At 61.9% G+C, this 18,530-nt stretch carries 8 protein-coding genes and 3 rRNA genes; all 11 read left to right on the plus strand.

What is annotated here, in order from left to right; all coding sequences use genetic code 11:
* Positions 1-261 precede the first annotated feature (261 nt).
* The 11 genes from H578_RS0105980 to rho all read left to right on the plus strand — a co-directional run bounded on the left by H578_RS0105980 (position 262) and on the right by rho (position 18,467).
* Positions 262-1,788: ribosomal RNA gene (locus tag H578_RS0105980) — 16S ribosomal RNA — on the plus strand.
* 360 nt (positions 1,789-2,148) lie between these two features.
* Positions 2,149-5,249: ribosomal RNA gene (locus H578_RS0105985) — 23S ribosomal RNA — on the plus strand.
* Positions 5,250-5,541: 292 nt separating this feature from the next.
* Positions 5,542-5,658: ribosomal RNA gene (gene rrf, locus H578_RS0105990) — 5S ribosomal RNA — on the plus strand.
* Together the 16S, 23S and 5S rRNA genes form the textbook arrangement of a ribosomal RNA operon.
* Before the next feature lie 191 nt (positions 5,659-5,849).
* Positions 5,850-6,158 carry a DUF6504 family protein gene (locus H578_RS15540; RefSeq protein ID WP_022872785.1) on the plus strand — a complete coding sequence of 103 codons (309 nt, stop codon included), beginning with the start codon at positions 5,850-5,852 and terminating at the stop codon, positions 6,156-6,158.
* Between the two features lie 12 nt (positions 6,159-6,170).
* Positions 6,171-9,560: a DNA polymerase III subunit alpha gene (locus H578_RS13710; protein WP_022872786.1), complete on the plus strand. Its 3,390-nt coding sequence runs from the start codon at positions 6,171-6,173 to the stop codon at positions 9,558-9,560.
* Between the two features lie 25 nt (positions 9,561-9,585).
* On the plus strand, positions 9,586-11,244 hold the full coding sequence (gene argS, locus H578_RS0106005) for an arginine--tRNA ligase (RefSeq protein ID WP_022872787.1): 1,659 nt from the start codon (positions 9,586-9,588) through the stop codon (positions 11,242-11,244).
* Between the two features lies 1 nt (position 11,245).
* Complete coding sequence (locus tag H578_RS0106010) at positions 11,246-12,724, plus strand: diaminopimelate decarboxylase family protein (protein ID WP_022872788.1); 1,479 nt, start codon at positions 11,246-11,248, stop codon at positions 12,722-12,724.
* A 50-nt stretch (positions 12,725-12,774) separates the two neighbouring features.
* Complete coding sequence (locus tag H578_RS0106015) at positions 12,775-14,103, plus strand: homoserine dehydrogenase (protein WP_022872789.1); 1,329 nt, start codon at positions 12,775-12,777, stop codon at positions 14,101-14,103.
* Positions 14,104-14,130: 27 nt separating this feature from the next.
* Entirely contained in the window at positions 14,131-15,201 is a 1,071-nt protein-coding gene (thrC, locus tag H578_RS0106020; RefSeq protein ID WP_022872790.1) for a threonine synthase, read from the plus strand.
* Positions 15,202-15,215: 14 nt separating this feature from the next.
* Positions 15,216-16,259: a homoserine kinase gene (gene thrB / locus H578_RS0106025; RefSeq protein WP_022872791.1), complete on the plus strand. Its 1,044-nt coding sequence runs from the start codon at positions 15,216-15,218 to the stop codon at positions 16,257-16,259.
* A 294-nt stretch (positions 16,260-16,553) separates the two neighbouring features.
* The gene (rho, locus tag H578_RS0106030; protein ID WP_022872792.1) at positions 16,554-18,467 is read left to right on the plus strand and encodes a transcription termination factor Rho; all 1,914 of its coding nucleotides are present in this window, start codon (positions 16,554-16,556) and stop codon (positions 18,465-18,467) included.
* Positions 18,468-18,530 lie beyond the last annotated feature (63 nt).

Consider the following 18,530-nt stretch of genomic DNA (forward strand, 5'->3'; position numbering starts at 1 on the left):
AAGTTGCTTCGGAGCGATTCAGAAGGTTTTCTTCTGATGGTGCCGGATGTACTCGCTGTTTGAGAACTCAATAGTGTGCCAAGTTTGTTGATACCAATGAATTATTCGATTGGTTATTGCGGCGCATGCCACCCCCGTGGTGTGTGTCGTGTTTAGCCTGGATTGTTGATCTTGTGGCAGCTGTTATGTCCTGTGAGGCCTTGTTTTTCCGGCAGGGTGGGATGTGGTGGTTGTTGCAGGGTTTTCTCTTTTTTCAGTTTTCTGATGGAGAGTTTGATCCTGGCTCAGGATGAACGCTGGCGGCGTGCTTAACACATGCAAGTCGAACGATGAAGCCTGTGCTTGCACGGGTGGATTAGTGGCGAACGGGTGAGTATCACGTGAGTAACCTGCCCTTGACTCTGGGATAAGCCTGGGAAACTGGGTCTAATACCGGATAGGACCATTCCTCGCATGGGGGGTGGTGGAAAGCTTTTGCGGTCTTGGATGGGCTCGCGGCCTATCAGCTTGACGGTGGGGTAGTGGCCTACCGTGGCTTTGACGGGTAGCCGGCCTGAGAGGGTGACCGGCCACACTGGGACTGAGACACGGCCCAGACTCCTACGGGAGGCAGCAGTGGGGAATATTGCACAATGGGCGCAAGCCTGATGCAGCGACGCCGCGTGCGGGATGACGGCCTTCGGGTTGTAAACCGCTTTCAGCAGGGAAGAAGCGTAAGTGACGGTACCTGCAGAAGAAGCGCCGGCTAACTACGTGCCAGCAGCCGCGGTAATACGTAGGGCGCGAGCGTTATCCGGAATTATTGGGCGTAAAGAGCTCGTAGGCGGTTTGCCGCGTCTGCTGTGAAAGCCCGGGGCTTAACTCCGGGTGTGCAGTGGGTACGGGCAGGCTAGAGTGCAGTAGGGGAGACTGGAATTCCTGGTGTAGCGGTGAAATGCGCAGATATCAGGAGGAACACCGATGGCGAAGGCAGGTCTCTGGGCTGTTACTGACGCTGAGGAGCGAAAGCATGGGGAGCGAACAGGATTAGATACCCTGGTAGTCCATGCCGTAAACGTTGGGCACTAGGTGTGGGGAGCATTCCACGTTTTCCGCGCCGTAGCTAACGCATTAAGTGCCCCGCCTGGGGAGTACGGCCGCAAGGCTAAAACTCAAAGGAATTGACGGGGGCCCGCACAAGCGGCGGAGCATGCGGATTAATTCGATGCAACGCGAAGAACCTTACCAAGGCTTGACATCAACTGGATCGCCGCAGAGATGTGGTTTCCCTTCGGGGCTGGTTGACAGGTGGTGCATGGTTGTCGTCAGCTCGTGTCGTGAGATGTTGGGTTAAGTCCCGCAACGAGCGCAACCCTTGTCCTATGTTGCCAGCGGGTTATGCCGGGGACTCATGGGAGACTGCCGGGGTCAACTCGGAGGAAGGTGGGGATGACGTCAAATCATCATGCCCCTTATGTCTTGGGCTTCACGCATGCTACAATGGCCGGTACAGTGGGTTGCGATGCTGTGAGGTGGAGCTAATCCCTAAAAGCCGGTCTCAGTTCGGATCGGAGTCTGCAACTCGACTCCGTGAAGTTGGAGTCGCTAGTAATCGCAGATCAGCAATGCTGCGGTGAATACGTTCCCGGGCCTTGTACACACCGCCCGTCAAGTCACGAAAGTTGGTAACACCCGAAGCCCACGGCCCAACCGGTTTTCCGGGGGGAGTGGTCGAAGGTGGGACTGGCGATTGGGACTAAGTCGTAACAAGGTAGCCGTACCGGAAGGTGCGGCTGGATCACCTCCTTTCTAAGGAGCTGGACTCGAGTCGAGTCCGCCCAGTGAGTGATCGGATGTATTGCTCTGGGTTTGCTCATGGGTGGAATATCAACAAATGTCCTGCGTATCAGGACCATCATGCTTGGCGCATCGTCTTGGCTTAGTACGCTCTGTTTCCTGTCCTTGTGTGGGTGGGTAGGGGTTGGAAGGTTTGGGTGGTGTGTTTTTGGTGTGGTGTGTGGTGCACTGTTGGGTCCTGAGGCCGTGAGTGCTTCTGGATTGTGGCTCTTGCTCCTGCTGTGTGGTGGGGGTGGGGGTTGTTGTTTGGGAACTGCATAGTGGACGCGAGCATCTGTAGTGATTTTTTGTGTTGTTGGGTGTCGTTTGTGTGTTTAAGTGTTTTAGGGCGCATGGTGGATGCCTTGGCAGCAGGAGCCGATGAAGGACGTGGGAATCTGCGATAAGCCTGGTGGAGCTGATAACCGAGCGTTGAGGCCAGGATGTCCGAATGGGGAAACCCGGCATGCTGTAGTGGTGTGTCACCCCGGTCTGAATGTATAGGGCCGGTGGGGGGAACGCAGGGAAGTGAAACATCTCAGTACCTGTAGGAAGAGAAAACAATTGTGATTCGGTGAGTAGTGGCGAGCGAAAGCCGATGGGGCTAAACCTGTGGCGTGTGATACCCGGTGGGGGTTGCGTTGCAGGGGTTGTGAGACCATCCGTCCAGGATCCACCGGTTCTGGGGGTTGAGGTGCGGGCGTATAGGCGAAGAGGGTTGAGTCCTTCACCGGAGAGGGTGTGAGTCCCGTAGCTGTAATGCGTTCCGCCGGCCTGTGGTGTGTTCTCGAGTAGCACGCGGCTCGAGGAATCGTGTGTGAATCTGCCAGGACCACCTGGTAAGCCTGAATACTTCCTGTTGACCGATAGTGGAGCAGTACCGTGAGGGAATGGTGAAAAGTACCCCGGGAGGGGAGTGAAAGAGTACCTGAAACCATGTGCCTACAATCCGTCAGAGCTGGGCTTTGGTCTGGTGATGGCGTGCCTTTTGAAGAATGAGCCTGCGAGTTAGTGCTTGGTGGCGAGGTTAACCCGTGTGGGGTAGCCGTAGCGAAAGCGAGTCTGAACAGGGCGTTTGAGTCGCTGGGTCTAGACCCGAAGCGGAGTGATCTACCCATGGCCAGGGTGAAGCGGCTGTAAGAGGTCGTGGAGGCCCGAACCCACCTAGGTTGAAAACTGGGGGGATGAGCTGTGGGTAGGGGTGAAAGGCCAATCAAACTCTGTGATAGCTGGTTCTCCCCGAAATGCATTTAGGTGCAGCGTTGCGTGTTTCCTCCAGGGGGTAGAGCTACTGGATGGCCGATGGGCCCTACAAGGTTACTGACGTCAGCTAAACTCCGAATACCTGTGAGGTGAGAGCGTGGCAGTGAGACGGTGGGGGATAAGCTTCATCGTCGAGAGGGAAACAGCCCAGACCACCGGTTAAGGCCCCTAAGCGTGTGCTAAGTGGGAAAGGATGTGGAGTTGCTGAGACAACCAGGAGGTTGGCTTAGAAGCAGCCATCCTTGAAAGAGTGCGTAATAGCTCACTGGTCAAGTGATTCCGCGCCGACAATGTAGCGGGGCTCAAGCACACCGCCGAAACTGTGGCAATCCACTTTTGTGGGTTGGGTAGGGGAGCGTCGACATCAGCGGTGAAGCCAGGGCGGAAGCCTCTGGTGGAGTGGTGTCGAGTGAGAATGCAGGCATGAGTAGCGAAAGCAACGTGAGAAACGTTGCCGCCGAATGACTCAGGGTTCCACCGTCAAGCTAATCTGCGGTGGGTTAGTCGGGACCTAAGGCGAGGCCGACAGGCGTAGTCGATGGATAACGGGTTGATATTCCCGTACCGGCGAAGAACCGTCCACGTGAAACCACTGATACTAACCACCCGAACCCCGCTTCACGGCTCTTCGGAGTCGATGGTGGGTCTAGCGTGGGACCTGATGTGGTGGAGCGAGCGTGTTAACAGGTGTGACGCAGGAAGGTAGCCGGGCCCGGCGATGGTTGTCCGGGTCTAAGAATGTAGGCCGGACCGTAGGTAAATCCGCGGTTCATGCAGGCTGAGATTTGATGGGCCCCCACTTCTGGTGGGGGATCCGGTGATCCTATGCTGCCAAGAAAAGCATCGACGTGAGGTTCTAGCTGCCCGTACCCTAAACCGACACAGGTAGTCAGGTAGAGAATACCAAGGCGATCGAGAGAATCACGGTTAAGGAACTCGGCAAAATGCCCCCGTAACTTCGGGAGAAGGGGGACCACCCCGGTGACGCGCCCTTGCGGTGACGGGCTGGTGGTGGTCGCAGAGACCAGGGGGGTCCGACTGTTTACTAAAAACACAGGTCCGTGCGAAGTCGTAAGACGAGGTATACGGACTGACTCCTGCCCGGTGCTGGAAGGTTAAGAGGACCCGTTAGGCCCTTTGGGGTCGAAGCGGAGAATTTAAGCCCCAGTAAACGGCGGTGGTAACTATAACCATCCTAAGGTAGCGAAATTCCTTGTCGGGTAAGTTCCGACCTGCACGAATGGAGTAACGAGACCCCCGCTGTCTCAACCGTGAACTCGGCGAAATTGCACTACGAGTAAAGATGCTCGTTACGCGCAGCAGGACGGAAAGACCCCGAGACCTTTACTATAGCTTGGTATTGGTGATTCGCATCACTTGTGTAGGATAGGTGGGAGACTGTGAAGCCGCCACGCCAGTGGTGGTGGAGTCGTCGTTGAAATACCACTCTGGTGTTGTGGATTGTCTAACTTCGGGCCCTGATCGGGTCCAGGGACAGTGCCTGGTGGGTAGTTTAACTGGGGCGGTTGCCTCCCAAAGAGTAACGGAGGCGCCCAAAGGTTCCCTCAGCCTGGTTGGCAATCAGGTGTTGAGTGTAAGTGCACAAGGGAGCTTGACTGTGAGACAGGCATGTCGAGCAGGAACGAAAGTTGGGACTAGTGATCCGGCGGCACCGTGTGGAAGGGCCGTCGCTCAACGGATAAAAGGTACCTCGGGGATAACAGGCTGATCCTGCCCAAGAGTTCATATCGACGGCATGGTTTGGCACCTCGATGTCGGCTCGTCGCATCCTGGGGCTGGAGTTGGTCCCAAGGGTTGGGCTGTTCGCCCATTAAAGCGGTACGCGAGCTGGGTTTAGAACGTCGTGAGACAGTTCGGTCCCTATCCGCTGCGCGCGTTGGAGATTTGAGAAGGTCTGTCCTTAGTACGAGAGGACCGGGACGGACGAACCTCTGGTGTGCCAGTTGTCCTGCCAAGGGCACCGCTGGTTAGCTACGTTCGGGATGGATAACCGCTGAAAGCATCTAAGCGGGAAGCCGGCTTCAAGATAAGATCTCCATCACCCTTTGAGGTGTGAAGGCTCCCTATAGACCATGGGGTTGATAGGCCAGAAATGGAAGCGCAGTAATGCGTGGAGTTGACTGGTACTAATAAGCCGACCACTTAAACCCCCTCATTTTGTCACCCGACACGGGTCCACCAGTTGGTGGGCGCAGGGTTGCTGCGGGTGTTACGCGTCCACTAGGCGGTTCCCAAACCACAAACCCCACACGCCACAGTGCCTCCTGCCCTCGCTCCAGAGGGGAGGGTGTGCGGGCAGAGTCACTGGTGATAACAGCACCAGGTATAACAAGATAGAGAATGCTGCCCCTGGTTGGGGTGGCGTGTTGTGACCACTAGGTTTACAACAACCCCGTCCCGGGTGGTTTTTCGCCCTGGTGGTGGGGGTTGTTGGATAAGGGTTACGGCGGTCATAGCGTGGGGGAAACGCCCGGTCCCATCCCGAACCCGGAAGCTAAGACCCACAGCGCCGATGGTACTGCACCCGAAAGAGTGTGGGAGAGTAGGACACCGCCGGACACACATTAAAGAAAGAGCCCCTGTGCTCCGCGAAGAAGCGGACCACGGGGGCTCTTTCGCGTTCAGGGACAGATTCCCACCTTCCGCACGCCGTATCTGGTGTGCTGTATGCCCATAGAACATAGGCACTTGGCCGTCTCCGATCCTCACTCTACACTCGAATATATGTTCGATTTCTGGGGAGTGTTGTGATGACGGCTGAGACCTCTGCCTGTCAGGATCAGGATCTGGCCACCGTGTGGACAGATCCGCAGGGCGTGCCGGAGCACCTTTTCTGGTGCGGCCGTCGGTTTGTTGTGATGGCCCAACCCATCGCCTGGCAAGACCACGCTATCTGGTGGGAAACCCCGGCGAGGGTGGCACGTGGAACAGGCCGTGCCCTCGTGGAGCGCCCGATGTGGCAAGTCACTGCCCGGGCGCTGGATAACGGGCAGATCCTCATTTTTGACCTGGCTGTCACAGCCGGTCACCAGTGGCCCGTCACCGGGATCTACGACTAGGCGGCGGTGCCCGTGGTTCGTTTTACCCACCTCCACGTCTCCAGCGCCTTCTCTGCCCACTACGGCACGGGCCGGCCGGAAGTGCTGGTCGCTGCGGCGAAAGCTGCCGGAGCCGAGGCCGCTGCCATCACCGACAGAGACGGCGTCTACGGTGCAGTGCGGCATATCCGTGCTTGCATCAGTGAAAACCTCGCCCCGATCGTGGGCGTTAATTTGCCCCTACGCGCCAGCAGGACCACGGAACAGGGGCCACTGGAGATCACTGCCCTGGCCCACGGGTCCCACCAAGGAGCCGCTGCCGGGGCTGGTTGGGCCGCACTGGTGCGTCTGATCTCCGCAGCCCACTCACCCCGCCGGCGCGGCAGGCGAGCCCTGCATGGGAGTGCCCACCGTTCGGCCTCAACGGACCCGAAAGCTGCCTCGGTTTTCCTCTCCGGGGAGGAGGGCCCTGTGGCGACAGTGTTGTTGGGGCCACGCTCCGACGTCGGAGACGCGCTAGTGTCAGGAGACCGCACCCGTGCCGAAGCGCTTTTAAACCAATGGAAGAAACACCTGCCCGGGGGAGTCGTGGTGGAGGTGGTGTGCTGGAACACCAAACCCGGAACCACTGCGAGCCTGGGACATGCTGCCCAGCTGCTCCAGCTAGCCCGAGCCACCGGCACCCCCGCAGTGCTGACCAATGCTGTGCGTTACGTCGAACCCGATGACGCCGTCACCGGGGATGTGCTCGACGCCGCTGCGCACCTGCTGCCACTCGGGGAGTTCCAGCCTCAGCCCAATGCCCAGGCCTGGCTGAAACCTCCCGAAGCCATGCACGAACTGGCGTACCGGATTGCCGAGTACGCCGGACTCGGCCGCTACGCCGCCATCGAGCTCCTCAGCACGACCGAACACCTCGCGGAGCAGTGCCGGATCGACCCCGACACCGACCTGGGGTGGCGGCAGCCGAAAATCCCCGAACTCGAGATCCTCGGTGTGGACCAGGACCCCGCCCGAGTGCTGGCCCAGCGGTGTGAAGCCGCCCTGAGCGACCGGTACCCGCTCAGTACAGCTCATCAACTGGGCACCATTCGCGACCGGATGGAGGAGGAACTCACCACGATCAGCGGTTTCGGCTTCGCCAGCTACTTCCTCGCCGTGGCGGAAACCGTAGACCTCATCCGGGACAGAGGCGTCCGGGTCCAGGCAAGAGGTTCAGGAGCCGGCAGTCTGGTCAACTACCTGCTGCGGGTCTCCAATGTGGACCCCCTTGAACACGACCTGCTGTTCGAACGATTCCTAGGCAATAAGCGTTCCACCCTGCCGGATATCGACATCGACATCGAATCCGCCCGACGCCACGAGATCTACCAGGCGATCTTCGACCGTTATGGCCACCATCGAGTCACCCTGCTGTCGATGCAGAACACCTACCGGGCCCGTGGCGCCGCCCGTGATGCGGGTCTCGCCCTAGGCCTGAGCGAGGAGCAGATCAACCAGGTCGCCGAGCACATCTGGCGGTTCAATGCCCGGGACTTCCGGTCGGTCCTCCACTCCAAACCTGAGCTGCGTCAGATCGCCGAGCTGGTGGCGACCGAGCCCCAGCTGGACCAGCTCGTTGACCTCACTGAACGTCTCGACCGGTTACCCCGGCACATCTCCATGCACCCCTGCGGAGTCATCCTCGGTGACAGCAGTCTCCTCTCAGTCACCCCCACCCAACCCTCTGGGATCGGGCTGCCGATGAGCCAATTCGATAAAGACGACATCGACGATATGGGCCTACTGAAACTCGACATCCTCGGGGTGAGGATGCAATCGTCGATGGCCTACGCGGTTGAGGAAATCACCCGGGTGAACGGTCCGGCAGCCGCAGCGGAAGGTGGGCTACCCGCTGAGGTTCCTTATATCTCCGCCGACGGGAGGGTCGACCTCGACGCCTTACCCCACGACGACGAACCCACTTTTGAGATGATTCGCACCACCCACACCTTAGGGTGCTTCCAGATCGAATCCCCCGGCCAGCGGGAGCTGATCGGCAAGCTCCAGCCCGACAGGTACGCCGATCTCATCGCCGATATTTCCCTGTTCCGGCCCGGGCCGATGAAGGGAAATATGGTCACCCCCTTCGTCAACCGCAAACACGGCTATGAGCGCATCGAGTACCTCCACCGGCAGTTCGCGCCTTTCCTACAGGATTCCTACGGAGTGGTGATCTACCACGAGCATGTGCTGCGGATCCTGCACGAAACGATGGGGGTCTCCCTGGCCGAAGCTGACGAAATCCGCCGGCGTATGGAGCACGACGTCGACACTATTGAGGGGGAATTCCGTAGCCACACCGCCGCACGTACAGACGAGTACGGGCAGCGGATCTTCACTGATGTGCAGATCGACCGTATCTGGGAGACCCTGCGCGGATTCGGCTCCTTCGGGTTCTGCAAAGCCCACGGAGCGGCTTTTGCCCTCCCCACCTATCAATCCGCCTGGCTGAAGACCCACTACCCGGTGGAGTTCTTCGCCGGCCTCCTCGAACACGACCCCGGGATGTACCAGCGCCGATTCATCATGGCCGAAGCCCGGCGGATCGGCATCCCGGTGCTGCCGGTGGACATCAACGCCTCCGGGGAACACTACCGGGTGGAACGAATCAGCGCAGAGGAAAAAGGCATCAGGATGCCGTTGCGGCATATCAAAGGCATCACAGAGGCTGAACTCACTCGGATCCTGGCCGGTCAGCCCTATGAGTCCATCACCGCGTTCTACCACCAGGCAGCACCCTCCCGGGCGCTAATGCGGCGCCTGGCCGGCATCGGCGCCTTCGACGCCCTCGCCGAGCACGGCCGGCGCTCCGGCACACGCGGAAGCATCATGACCTACGCCCAACAGCTCACCGCACCGAGCCGCTGCAGGAACACCCCGGCAGAAGACCCGCAGCAGCCGGTGCTGTTCAGCGAAGCCGAACTGATGGACACCACGGTGTCAGATCCCACCGTTGAAGAACGCATCACCACTGAACTGGACACCCTGTCCACGGAGGTGACCGGTCACGTCCTCACCCCGTACCAGCCGATGCTGGAGCATCTGGGTGTGACACCTGCTGAGGAGTTACTCACCCTGCGGACCAACACCGAAGTCCTCGTCGCTGGTATCCGCGTGGCCACCCAGACCCCACCGATGCGCTCGGGGGAGCGGACAGTGTTCATCAGCCTCGATGACGGCACCGGATGTGCGGACACGACCTTCTTCACGGACGCGCAGGAAAGGACCGGTCCGCTGCTGTTCGGTACCCGGCTGATGCTCATCAAGGGCCACACCCGCCGCACCGGCCACCGCGGGATCTCTATCCAGGCGGAGCAAGCCTGGGATCTCAAACAGCTCTGGCAGGAATGGCACCGCTCGCTGACAGTGCCCGCTGCATAACCGGCGGTGCCCGTAGGATGGACGGGTGACTCCCGAAGAACTCTCCACCGTCGTGAAAAACACGCTCACCGAGGCCATTGAAGCCGGTGATCTCAGCCTTGACACCCTCCCCGACGAGGTGCGAGTCGAGCGGCCTAAGAGCCGCGACCACGGAGACTGGGCCACCAACATCGCTCTGCAGCTGGCCAAACCCTCCGGGATGAATCCCCGTCAGCTCGCCGAGCTGATCGCCCCCAGGCTCCGTGACTACGAAGGCATCGCCGCGGTGGACATCGCTGGGCCAGGGTTCATCAACATCACCCTCAACGCCGCCGCCGCCGGACAGCTCGCCCGCACCATCGTGGAAGCCGGCGACGCCTATGGGCACAACGAGGCCCTCACCGGACACACCATCAACCTGGAGTACGTCTCCGCCAACCCCACCGGCCCGCTGCACATGGGGCACACCCGGATGGCCGCACTCGGCGACGCCATCGCCCGACTGCTCCGAGCATCCGGTGCGGACGTGACCACCGAGTACTACATCAACGATGCGGGCAACCAGATGAACGTCTTCGCAGCATCAGTGCTGGCCGCCCTCCACGCTGAGCCCACCCCCGAAGGTGGCTACCCCGGGGAATACATCAACGAGCTCGCCGAACAGGTCGCCGCCCACCGGCCCGATATCCGGGACCTGCCCCGCGAAGAGGCTCTGCCGGTGGTCAGGGACCTTGCCTACCGGGCACAGATGGACCAGATCCGCCACACCCTGGCCGCCTTCCACATCACCTTCGACGTGTACTTCTCCGAGCGCACCCTCCACGACGAGGGCAAGATCGACGCCGCGATCGCCACCCTGCGGCAACAGGGACACATTGAGGACCGCGACGGCGCCGTTTTCCTGCGTACCACCGATTTCGGCGATGACAAGGACCGAGTCCTCATTAAAGCCGACGGTGAACCCACGTACTTTGCGGCCGACGCCGCCTACTACCTGAGCAAACGCGAACGCGGCTTCACCGAAAAGATCTACCTCCTCGGAGCCGACCACCACGGCTACATTGGTCGGTTGAAGGCCATCGCCGCCTGCGCCGGAGACGACCCAGAAAAGAACATCGAGATCCTGATCGGCCAGCTCATCAGCGTCAAAGGTGCCCGGCTGTCCAAACGGGCGGGAAACATGATCGCTCTCGATGACCTCATCGAATGGCTGGGAACCGATGCACTGCGCTACACCCTGGCGCGGAACTCGGCCGACCAGCCGCTCGACGTCGACCCCGAGCTGCTGCGGTCACGCACCAATGACAATCCCGTCTTCTACGTCCAGTACGCCCACGCCCGGGCCTGCAACGCCGCCCGCACTGCCGAAGCTCGAGGGGTGGACCGTTCCGGTTTCGATGCGGGCCTGCTCACCCACGAACGCGAAGAAGAACTGCTGGCCCACCTGGCCAAGTTCCCCACCGTCGTCGCACGCTCGGCCGAACTGCGCGAACCGCACCGGGTGGCCCGGTACCTCGAAGACCTCGCCTCCGCTTATCACGCCTGGTATGCGGTGTGCCGGATTGCCCCCAGTGCCACTGAGGACGGTTCCACCGCTGAGGTGACCGACCTCAACCGCACGCGCCTCTGGCTCAACGACGCTACAGTCCAGGTGCTGCGCAATGGCCTCGACTTACTGGGCGTTTCCGCCCCGGAGAGGATGTGAGATGACCTCCCCGTCCCCGCTGGCACCATCCTGGCTCACCCCACGAGTGAACACCGATGACCTTGAGGAAGCACTCTTCCCTCAGGACACTGGGCGCGACGACGACGGAGTCCTCACCCTCTCCGGAGTCCCCGTCACGGATCTGGCTGCCACCTATGGCACTCCGCTCTATGTGCTCTCCGAACCAGATTTCCGTGCCCGTGCCCGGGCGTTCCGCCAAGCTTTCACCGAAGCCTTCGCTCCGCATACCGACGTCGATGTCTTCTACGCCGGTAAAGCCTTCCTCTCCACCCATGCCGCCCGCTGGGCAGCCGAGGAGGGTCTGAACATCGACACCGCCTCCGGCGGAGAACTCGCGATCGCCCGTGCCGCCGGAGTGGACCCAGAGCGGATCGGTCTGCACGGCAACAACAAATCCGACCAGGAAATCCGCACCGCCCTGCACAGCGGTATCGGGCGGATTATCGCCGACTCCCTCGACGAGCTGCACCGCATCTCAGCCCTGGCCAGCGAACGTGGCACCGAAGCTCCGGTCATGTTGCGGCTGACCCCTGGAGTCCACGCCTCCACCCACGAGCACATCGCCACCGCCCACGAAGACCAGAAGTTCGGTCTTTCCCTCACTCCGCCGCAGCCAAGCGATGACCTCACGGCCACCGGCAGCGGGTCTGCGGCCCTGGCCGGCTCCCACGCCTACGCCGGGTCACCGGCCTGGACCGCTGTGGAGACTGCACTGACGCTGAAGGGGATCCGGCTGCTCGGGCTGCACTGCCACATCGGTTCTCAGATCTTTGAACCCGATGGTTTCGAACTCGCCGCAGCCAAGCTCATCGCCTTCCTGGCGGCGGTGCGGGATGCCACCGGCCTTCAGTTGGGTGAGCTGGACCTCGGTGGTGGTCACGGTATTGCCTATACCGAAGCTGATACCCCCCGGCAGCCCGCTGAGATCGCCGAGGCCCTGGCCGCCACAGTAATCGCCTCCTGCGCCGAGCATGGTCTTGACGTACCACGGATCAGCATCGAGCCAGGCCGTTCGATCGTCGGTCCGGCCGGCGTGACGCTCTACACCACTGGTGTTCAAAAGGACGTTCCGGTCACCGATGAGGCCTCCCGGCGCTACATCGCCGTCGACGGCGGGATGAGCGATAACGCCCGCACCGTGCTCTACGACGCTGATTACTCCGCTGTGCTGGCCTCCCGCCGGGTCACCGGAGACCACGTACTGTCTCGTATCGTGGGAAAACACTGCGAGTCCGGGGACATCGTCGTGCGAAACGTATACTTGCCGTCGGCTGTCACCCGAGGAGACCTCCTCGCCGTGCCGGCCACCGGGGCGTACTGCCACTCGCTGTCGAGCAACTACAACTACCTCACCCGACCGGCCGTCGTCGCCGTCAACAACGGGACGAGCGAGATCCTCATCCGGCGTGAAACTGTCGACGAGATGCTCGGCCGCGATACCGGCTACACCTCCAGCTGATACTGCCGAAGCACCGGGCAGACCCGCCCGGACGAGCCAGAAGGGGGACCATGGTCCAGCCGCAGGAGCAGATCCGTATCGGACTGCTGGGCGCCGGCAGCGTGGGTGCACAAGTGGCTCGCACGCTGGTCGAAGAGCGCGAACTGATCTCCGCCCGTGTCGGCACCCCGGTGCGATTGGTCGGCGTCGCCGTCCGTGATCCAGAAGCCCCCCGGGACTGGCGTATCCCCGGTGAACTGCTTACCACCGATCCCGAGGAGCTCATCGACAACAGCGACCTGGTCATCGAGCTCATCGGTGGGTTGGATCCCGCCGGGGACTTGGTGGAGCGGGCACTGCGCCGGGGGGCCGCTGTGGTGACCGGCAACAAGGCACTGCTGGCCACCCGGGGCGCTGAACTGCACGCCCTCGCCCGGCACAGTGGTGCGGTGCTCCGTTTTGAAGCTAGTGTCGGTGGCGCCATCCCCATTCTGCGTCCCATTGAGGAATCTCTCTCCGGGGACCGCATCACCAAGGTGATGGGCATCGTCAACGGCACGACCAATTACATCCTCGACCAGATGGACACCACCGGTGCGGCCTTCGACGATGCGCTCACCGAGGCGCAACGGTTGGGGTATGCCGAGGCGGACCCCACAGCCGACGTCGAAGGTCACGACGCCGCCGCTAAAGCCGCCATTTTGGGCACGTTGGCCTTCCACGCACCTTTCACGATCGACGATGTCTACTGCCAAGGCATCAGCGATGTCACCGCAGAAGACATTGAGGCTGCAGCCGGATCCGGCTATGTCATCAAACTGTTGGCCATCGCTGAGAAGCAGAACGGGGGAGCCGTGCTGCGGGTCCACCCCACGCTGCTGGCTCGGACTCACCCACTGGCCAGTGTGCGCGGTGCCTTCAACGCCGTCTTCGTGGTCGCCGAAAATGCCGGGGAACTGATGTTCTACGGTCAGGGGGCCGGGGGACTGCCAACCTCCAGCGCCATCATGGGTGATGTTGTCGCTGTGGCGCGGTACCTGCGGGCACCGGCCCCGGAACCACCGACCATCTCCGATGAGATCGACTTGCCTGCCCTGGCTGTGGAGAACGCGAAGACCCAGTACTACATCGATATGCAAGTCACCGATCAGGAGGGCGTCATCGCCCAGATCGCCCGGGTACTGGCCGATCACCACGTGTCCATCGAGTCGATGCGTCAACCCGGCTCGGTCAGCCTGGAGGGCGAAGTCGACGACGACGCCGGCGGCAACGGTGCCCAGGTGCAGATCGTCACACACCTGGCTTCTGAGCGAGATCTGCAGGCCACGGTGAACGCACTCGAAGGGCTCGACGTCGTCAAGTCCGTAGACTCGGTGCTGCGCGTCGAAGTTGAGAACTAACCCCCTTTCACGAGAAACAGGAGCACGATGGCCCACCAATGGCGCGGAGTGATCCGTGAGTACGCTGACCGCCTGCCGGTGACCGAGGACACTCGGGTCATCACCCTCGGGGAGGGCGGTACCCCGCTGGTGCACGCCCCGGCGCTCTCGGCACTGGTCGACGGTGAGGTCCACCTCAAGGTTGAGGGTATGAACCCCACCGGCTCCTTCAAGGACCGGGGGATGACCATGGCCATCACCGCGGCCGTGGCTGATGGTGCCAAAGCCGTGGTGTGTGCCTCTACCGGAAACACCTCGGCCTCAGCGGCGGCCTACGCTACCCAGGCGGGGCTGACCTGCGCGGTCCTCGTGCCCGCCGGACGAATTGCCATGGGTAAGCTCTCCCAGGCCATCGCCCATGGGGCAGAGCTCATTCAGATTGACGGAAACTTCGACGACTGCCTCACTGTGGCGCGCAAACTCTCCGAAAACTACCCGGTCTTCCTGGTCAATTCCGTGAATCCGAACCGGATTGAGGGGCAGAAGACTGCGGCCTTCGAGGTTGTCGATGCACTCGGTGACGCTCCGGACTACCACTTGATGCCGGTGGGTAACGCCGGCAATATCACTGCCTACTGGAAGGGATACCGGGAGTACCACCAGGACGGACCCGCCCAGAGCGTGCCGACGCTCTGGGGTTTCCAAGCCGCAGGGGCCGCGCCGATCGTAGCCGGTCACCCCATCACCGAGCCCGATACAGTGGCCACCGCCATCCGGATCGGTAACCCTGCCTCCTGGGAGTTCGCCGAGGCAGCCCGCGATGAATCCGGCGGTGTGATCGAAGCGGTCACCGATGAGCAGATCCTCAGCGCTCATCGGTGGCTCTCCGCCAAGGAAGGGGTGTTCGTCGAGCCGGCCAGTGCGGCCGGGGTCGCCGGACTTATCGCCAAACACCAGGCCGGTGCAGTGCCTGCCGGTAAACAGTGGGTCATCACCGTCACCGGTCACGGCCTCAAAGACCCCGACTGGGCACTGAAGAACGCCGACGGCTCCGATATTTCCCCCACCCAGCTGCCTGCCGACGTCGAAACCGTCGCCGGTGAGCTCGGACTCACCTGAAAGCCAGGGACACTGTGGTCGGCGAACTCGGCAGACTCGGACAGGGCCTAGCCCCCGATGCGGCGGCAGGGGCTCCTGCGGCACATCTGAACGAACCACTGGTGGCTCCGCGGTATTTCACGCTCACCGTCCCGGCCACCAGTGCCAACCTGGGGCCCGGCTATGACACCGCCGGACTAGCCCTTGACTTACGGGACACCATCGAGGTGCAGGCCTCCCCGCGCCGGGATCCCGACCGAGCCGAGGTCGCCGTGACCGTCACCGGAGAGGGGTCTTCCGATCTACCGGCCGATGCGAGTCATCTGGTCATTAGCGTCGTCGAACGGATCCTCGCGGCCAAAGGATTCGCTCTACCGGATATGCACGTCACCGCGCACAACGTCATTCCCCACTCCCGTGGCCTGGGCTCTTCAGCGGCGGCGATTGCCACCGCCGTGGTGACCGCCGACCAGCTGTTACCTGATGGCCTCAGCGCCGATGAGCAGTTGCAGATCGGCTCGCGCATCGAAGGCCATCCCGATAATTACGTCCCTGCCCTGCGTGGGGGAGTTTCCATCGCCTGGCATGCCGGGGAGGACAGCAACGGTGCCTCGGTGTTCCGTGCCGCCGCGTTGAGGCACCACCCCGAGCTCAGATGCGTGGTGGCCGTGCCGGATTTCGTTCAGTCCACGCAGACCGCCAGGGACCTGCTGCCGGTGCAGATTCCTCACGGCACCGCGGCGAAGAACAGCTCCCGGGCAGCACTCCTGACCCATGCGCTGACTGAAGCCCCGGAACTGCTGCTCGATGCCACCGAGGACTTCCTCCATCAGGAATACCGGAGGCAGGCGTTCCCCGCCTCTATGGCACTGCTGGACTCCTTGCGTCAGGCCGGATACGCCGCGGTGATTTCCGGTGCCGGGCCCGCAGTGCTGGTACTGACCACCCGCGCTGAAGCCACGGCGGTCGCCGAACACATCCGCAGCTGGGATGCCGAGCAGACCACGCCGAAGACGTTCACCGCTCGAAACCTGCCAATAGCCCGCTCAGGTGCTACAGTGGAGACACATCAGCGGTGATGCTTCAAGCGTCAACGGATTCGATCCAAAGATCGCCGCGAATCTTTCGTGCGCAATGCACATTCTTCCCTGCCGGGGTTTTCCCCAGGTCCTGCTCCCAGCAGCAGGCACACAGTGCGGGACATCCATGTGAGGACACGAAAGGCTGAACGAGAAAGAGACGGTCACATCTGAAGTGCCGTCACTCAGATCGCAGGACACGCAGCGTAAGGGCCATCTCCGGGCGCGCTCAGCGATAGCGCCCCACAGCCCTGTGTTGCCACTACCTGCCCGACGAGGGAGAAGGAAACCTTCGTGACAGACACCACTGCAGAGACTGCCCCGGCCGACAACGCTGCCAACGGCGGACTCGCCGGGCTGAAACTCGCCCAGCTGAAGGCCCTGGCCTCCCAGCTAGGCATCCCCGGATCCTCTCGGATGCGTAAATCAGATCTGGTGGATGCGATCTCCGCCCACCAGCGCGGCGGAGCCGTCGCCGACCGGGAGCAGAAGAAAGACGACACCTCCGCGGAGGAGAACGGGTCCGCTCAGCAGGCTGCGGCCGAGGAGAAGACCCCTCAGCGCAAGAACGGCCGTTCCCGTCGCGGTGCCTCCGCCCCGGCGGGCAGTCCCGAGGATGCTGCTGCCCAAGAGGGCAACGCCCAGGAGACTGCCGATCAGCAGCAGTCCAATGACCAGCAGAGCCAGCCGCGCCGCAGCGAGGAGACTCGGTCTGAAGGCAACCGGTCGGAGAACCGCGCTGAGGAAGAGGACCGTTCCGAAGAGAACCAGTCTGAAGGCGGACGGCGTCGGCGCAGCCGTGGACGCGGTGCCAGCGACGACCAGGACAACCGCTCCCACCAGGAGGGCGGCGGGCGTGACCGCAACCGCGGAAACGACCAGCAGCAGGACCGCTCCGGCCAGGACACCGATCAGCAGACCGATGACGCCGATGACGATTCGGCACAGAACCGTGACCGCAATGAGCGGCGCAGCCGGCGTCGGAACCGTAATGAGCGCGGCCGGCGTAACCGCAACCGCGGACCCGAGCACGACGGCGACGAGCAGGTCAGCGACACCGACCAGCTGATCCCCATCGCCGGCATCCTCGATGTGCTGGACAACTACGCCTTCGTGCGGACCTCCGGTTATCTACCCGGCCAGAACGACGTCTACGTGTCCCTGCAGCAGGTGAAGAAGAACAACCTGCGCAAGGGCGATGTGGTGACCGGCTACATCAAGCCTCCCCACGAGAACCAGAAGAACAACAAGCGGCAAAAGTTCGCCGCCCTGGTCAAAGTGGAGAAGGTCAACGGCCGTCCCGTGGAGGCCAATACCGACCGAGTGGACTTCAGCAAGCTCACCCCCCTCTACCCGCAGGAGCGGCTGCGCCTAGAGTCCAATGACCCCAAGGCGATCGGTCCCCGGGTCATCGACCTGATCTCCCCGATTGGTAAGGGACAGCGCGGGCTCATCGTCTCCCCGCCCAAGGCCGGTAAGACGATGATCCTGCAGTCGGTGGCCAATGCCATCAAGCAGAACAACCCCGAAGTCCACCTGATGATGGTGCTAGTCGATGAACGACCCGAAGAGGTCACCGACATGCAGCGGACCGTCGAAGGTGAGGTCATCGCCTCCACATTCGATCGGCCAGCTGATGACCACACCACCGTCGCCGAATTGGCCATCGAACGGGCGAAGCGCCTGGTGGAACTCGGCAAAGACGTCGTCGTGCTGCTGGACTCTATGACCCGCCTGGGCCGGGCCTACAACCAGGCCGCCCCGGCTTCCGGTCGCATTCTTTCCGGTGGTGTCGACGCCTCGGCGCTCTACCCGCCCAAGCGGTTCTTCGGCGCGGCTCGCAACATCGAAAACGGTGGCTCACTGACCATCCTCGCCACCGCACTGGTGGAGACCGGGTCCAAGATGGATGAGGTCATCTTCGAGGAGTTCAAGGGCACCGGCAATATGGAGCTGCGGCTGTCCCGTCAGCTTGCCGACCGGCGGATCTTCCCCGCTGTGGACCTCAACGCCTCCTCCACCCGACGTGAGGAGAACCTCCTCTCCGCCGACGAAGTCAAGATCATGTGGAAGCTGCGCCGAGTCCTCTCCGGACTCGACCAGCAGCAGGGTCTTGAGCTGCTGATGTCCAAGCTGAAGGAAACCCAGTCCAACGCTGAATTCCTCATGCTCATCTCCAAGACCACGCTGGGAGAGAACGGCAAATAGCACCCTGAGATGACCCCGCCAGACTCCACTGTGGAGCACTGGCGGGGTCTTTTCAGATCTGTT

Origin of the sequence: Nesterenkonia alba DSM 19423 (assembly GCF_000421745.1) — a bacterium.
Taxonomy (GTDB): Bacteria; Actinomycetota; Actinomycetes; order Actinomycetales; family Micrococcaceae; genus Nesterenkonia; species Nesterenkonia alba.